4 protein-coding genes and 1 pseudogene are annotated in these 4,293 nt (G+C 73.9%); all 5 read left to right on the top strand.

All coding sequences use genetic code 11. The annotated features are described in order from the left end of the window. The first annotated feature begins 242 nt into the window (after positions 1 to 242). Positions 243 to 1,217 carry a Bug family tripartite tricarboxylate transporter substrate binding protein gene (locus HW577_RS21520; RefSeq protein WP_198378168.1) on the top strand — a complete coding sequence of 325 codons (975 nt, stop codon included), beginning with the start codon at positions 243 to 245 and terminating at the stop codon, positions 1,215 to 1,217. Between the two features lie 3 nt (positions 1,218 to 1,220). Further along, entirely contained in the window at positions 1,221 to 2,276 is a 1,056-nt protein-coding gene (locus tag HW577_RS21515; protein ID WP_198378167.1) for a malate/lactate/ureidoglycolate dehydrogenase, read from the top strand. Positions 2,277 to 2,379: 103 nt separating this feature from the next. Beyond that, positions 2,380 to 3,363: a KpsF/GutQ family sugar-phosphate isomerase gene (locus tag HW577_RS21510; protein WP_198378166.1), complete on the top strand. Its 984-nt coding sequence runs from the start codon at positions 2,380 to 2,382 to the stop codon at positions 3,361 to 3,363. Beyond that, positions 3,360 to 4,052 (top strand): LPS export ABC transporter periplasmic protein LptC, encoded by a 693-nt coding sequence (gene lptC, locus HW577_RS21505; RefSeq protein ID WP_232475128.1) that lies wholly within the window; start codon positions 3,360 to 3,362, stop codon positions 4,050 to 4,052. Before HW577_RS21510 ends, lptC begins: the two co-directional genes overlap by 4 nt. Next, positions 4,049 to 4,293, top strand: a pseudogene (locus tag HW577_RS21500) (LptA/OstA family protein); the annotation flags it as partial. The gene lptC and the pseudogene HW577_RS21500, both read left to right, overlap by 4 nt.

Raw genomic sequence — 4,293 nt, 5'->3', positions numbered from 1 at the left:
GCCGGGCCGCGCACCGGCAGCGCGCAGCCCGCCGCCGGCGCGGCCAGCCCCACTGATGCAAGCCTCAGCGCCATGCGCCTGCCGGCCACCATGCGTGCCGTCATCCGCATCCTCCGTCCCGATTCCGTGGAGCCGTTCCTTAGGCGATTTCGCGCCGCGCCTCACCCCCGATTCCAGCACGGGTTTGCCGCCGGGGCGCGGCACCGCCACACTCCCGGCCAAGAACCAACGGAGGAACCGCCATGACCACCCGCCGGGCCACGCTCGGGCTGATTGCAGCCGCCGGAAGCCTTGCCGCACCCCGCCACGCGCTTGCCGCCTGGCCGGCCGACCGGCCGATCGAGGTGATCGTCCCCTACCCGCCCGGGGGCGGCGTCGACACCATGGCCCGCGTGGTGCTGCCGGCGGTGCAGGCGAAACTGCCGGGGGCGCGCTTCCTGGTGGTGAACCGCGCCGGCGCCGGCGGGCAGCTCGGCTGGGAAGTGGCCTTCGGCGCCGCACCCGACGGCTACACCCTGGCCGCGACCAGCGTCCCCGCACTCGTGACCTATCCGATGGAGCGCCAGGTCCGCTACCGGCCGCTCGACTTCACCTTCATCGCCAATGTCGTCGACGATCCCGGCGGGCTGTTCGTCGCGGCCAATTCGCCGCTGCGCACGCTGGCCGACCTCGTCGCCGCGGCCAAGGCGCGGCCGGGGGAGATCTCCTACGGCTCGACCGGCATCGGCTCGGACGACCATCTGCTGGTGATCGCGCTGGAGGACCGGGCGGGCATGCCGCCCATGACCCATGTGCCCTTCAACGGCATGGCGCCGCTGTCCACCGCGCTGATCGGTGGGCATCTCCAGGTCGGCGCCTTCAACATGAGCGAGAGCCTGGCCCTGCTGCGGGACGGGCGGATCCGCTCGCTCGGCCAGGCGTCGCTGACCCGCTGGTCCGGCACGCCGGAGGTGCCGACCTTCCGCGAGCAGGGGCAGAACCTGATCAGCGGTGCGACGCGCGGCATCGTCGGCCCGCCCGGCATGCCGGCCGAGATCACCGCGCGGCTGACCGCGGCGTTCCGGGATGCCATGGCCGATGCGGGCTTCGTCGCCGAGGCGAACCGGCTCGGCCTGCCCTTGGCGCCGCGCATCGGCGACGAGTACCGCAGCGACGTCGTGGCGCTGGAACGCGACCTGCGCGGCCTGTGGCAGCGCCGCCCCTGGCGGGAATCCTGACCGGTGCTGCGCGTCGAAGCCGGGGCGCTGCGGGCGCTTCTCGTCGATGTCGTGGCCGCCTGCGGCAGCACGGCGGAGGAAGCGGAGGAAGTCGCCGCCCATCTGCTGGAGGCGAACCTGCAGGGGCATGACAGCCACGGCATCATGCTGCTGCCGCGCTACGTGCAGCATGTGCGCGAAGGCAAGCTGGTGCCGAACGTCGCACCGCGCGCGGAGCGGCAGGAGGCGTCGCTCGCCGTCTTCGACGGCGGGCGGGGCTATGGCCAGCGCGTGGGCCGGATCGCCATGGACTGGGCGATCGGCGCGGCGCGCGCCAACGGCATGGCCGTGATGGGGCTGAAGGACGTGCACCATCTCGGCCGCATCGGCACCTATGGCGAACAGGCGGCGGCGGCCGGGATGATCTCGCTGCACTTCGTCAACGGCGTCTCGGGCCCCGGCGCGGTCGCGCCCTTCGGCGGCAGCGACGGGCGGCTTTCGACCAACCCGGTCTGCATCGCCATCCCCGGGACCCCGCCGCTGGTGCTGGACTTCGCGACGAGCGCGATCGCGCTCGGCAAGTGCCGCGTCGCCTTCAATGCCGGGCTGCAGGTGCCCGAAGGGGCGCTGGTGGACGCGAAGGGGCGGCCGACGACCGATCCCGGCGTGCTCTATCGCGACGAACCCCGCGGCGCGCTGCGCAGCTTCGGCGCGCACAAGGGCTACGGGCTGGCGATGATGTGCGAGATCCTGGCCGGCGCGCTGCTCGGCGGGCACACCGCCCGGCACGGCCACCCGGCCGACCGCGGCATCGTCAATGCGTGGCTCGCCATCGTGCTGGACCCGGGCCGCTTCGGCAACCTCGGCGCCTTCCACGCTGAGGTCGAGGGCATCGTCGCCGACCTGAAGGCGAGCCCGCCCGCCGACCCCGCCGCCCCGGTGCTGGTCGCCGGGGAGAAGGAACGCATCACCAAGGCGAAGCGCCTGGCCGAGGGCATCCCGGTCGATCCCACCACCTGGGGCAACCTGGTCGCGGCGGCCGAGAGCCTCGGCCTGGCGCGCATCCCGAAGGCCGCCTGACGCCCGGCGCGGGGCCGGATCGCCGGCCCCGCCGCCCTGCCTCTGGCACGATTCTTGTGTGGCTTTTGTTGACCCTCCGGCGCCCAGACACCATACAGGCGCCGTGAACGACCCGTCCCCGCATCCCGACCTCGAGGCCGCGCGCCGCGTCCTGGCGCTTGAGGCAGAGGCCCTGGCCTCCCTCTCCGACAGCCTCGACGAGCGCTTCGCCCAGGCGGTCTCTCAGCTCGCCGGCGCGACCGGCCGCGTCGTCGTCACCGGCATGGGCAAGTCCGGCCATGTGGCGCGCAAGATCGCGGCGACACTCTCCTCGACCGGCACGCCCTCGCTCTTCGTCCATCCGGCCGAGGCCTCCCACGGCGACCTCGGCATGATCGTGGCCGGGGACGCGGTGCTGGCCCTGTCCAATTCGGGGGAGACGCCGGAACTCGCCGACCTGGTCGGCCACGCCAAGCGCTTCGGCCTGCCGCTGGTCGGCATCACCGGCCGGGCGGAGAGCGCGCTGGCCCGCGCGGCGGATGTCGCGCTGGTGTTGCCCGAGGCGCCGGAAGCCTGCCCCATGGGGCTCGCGCCGACCACCTCCACGACCATGCAACTGGCGCTTGGCGATGCCATCGCGGTGGCGCTGCTGACGCGGCGCGGCTTCACCGCGGCCGATTTCAGGGTGTTCCACCCGGGCGGCAAGCTCGGCGCGCGGCTGTCGCGCGTGCGGGACCTGATGCATGGGCCGGCCGAACTGCCGCTCGCCCCGCCCGGGACGGCGATGGACGCCGCGATCGTCGCCATGACGGCCAGGCGCTTCGGCTGCCTCGGCGTGCAGGGGGCGGATGGCCGGCTGCTCGGCATCATCACGGATGGCGACCTGCGTCGCGCGCTGGAGGCCGGCGGCGGGGCGGCCCTGCTCGGTCGCACCGCGGATCAGGTGATGACGCGCGCCCCGCGCACCGTGCAGCCCGAGACGCTGGCCGCCGAGGCGCTGCACCTGATGAACGCGCGGTCGATCACCGCCGTGTTCGTCGTGGACGCCGAGGGACGGCCGGTCGGCATCCTGCACATCCACGACCTGCTGCGGGCGGGCGTGGCATGACGGAAGCCCGCCCCGGCGTTTCCTTGCCGCGCGTGAGCGGCCCCGCGCAGCCGCCGCGGCGCATGCTCGCACCCTCCCGCGAGCGCTGGTCGCCGTCCGCGGCGCAGATCGCGCGGCGAAGAATCGCGGTGCGGCTCGCGAAATGGCTGCTGCCGCTGGCTGGCGTCGGGCTGCTGCTGGGCATCGCCATCTGGCCGGAACTGGACCGGATGGAGGACCGCGCCCGTGTTTCCTTCCGCCGCGTGCTGCAGGCCCAACCGGACGCGGTGCGGATGGTCGAACCGCGCTACCAGGGCCTCGACGAGCAGAACCGGCCCTTCACCGTGACGGCGAATGTCGCGGCGCAGACCGATCAGCCCGACATCGTCGACCTGGACCGCCCGCGCGCGGACATCCTGCTGACCGACGGGTCCTGGGTGCTGCTCGAGAGCCGCGACGGCCGCTTCGACAAGGGGTCGAACCGGCTCGGCCTCACGGGCGAGGTCACGCTCTGGCAGGATGGCGGCAACATGCTGGTGACCGAGGCGGCGGAAATCGACCTGAAGGAGGGTTCCGCCTCGGGCGACCGCCCCGTCGCCGCGCAGGGACCCTTCGGCACGCTGGTGAGCGAGGGCTTCCGGCTGACCGAGCGCGGCCAGGTTGTGATCTTCACCGGCCGGGCCCGCGCGATGCTGGAAGGCGGGCGATGAGGCGCGCGCTGATCGCCGCGGCGCTGCTGATCGCCGCGCCCGCCTGGGGCCAGGGCATCGACCTCAGCCAGGGCGGCCCGATCGAGGTCACGGCGACCGACGGCATCGAGTGGCGCCAGGCCGAACAGGTGGTGATCGCGCGCGGCGCGGCCCGCGCGGTCCGCGGCGGCGTGACGGTGGATGCCGACCGGCTGCTCGCGCGCTATCGCCCGCGCGGCGGCGCGACGGATGCGGCCCAGCG

Source organism: Neoroseomonas rubea, from assembly GCF_016106015.1.
Classification (GTDB): Bacteria; Pseudomonadota; Alphaproteobacteria; order Acetobacterales; family Acetobacteraceae; genus Neoroseomonas; species Neoroseomonas rubea.
This window is presented reverse-complemented; position numbering and strand designations above follow the sequence as displayed.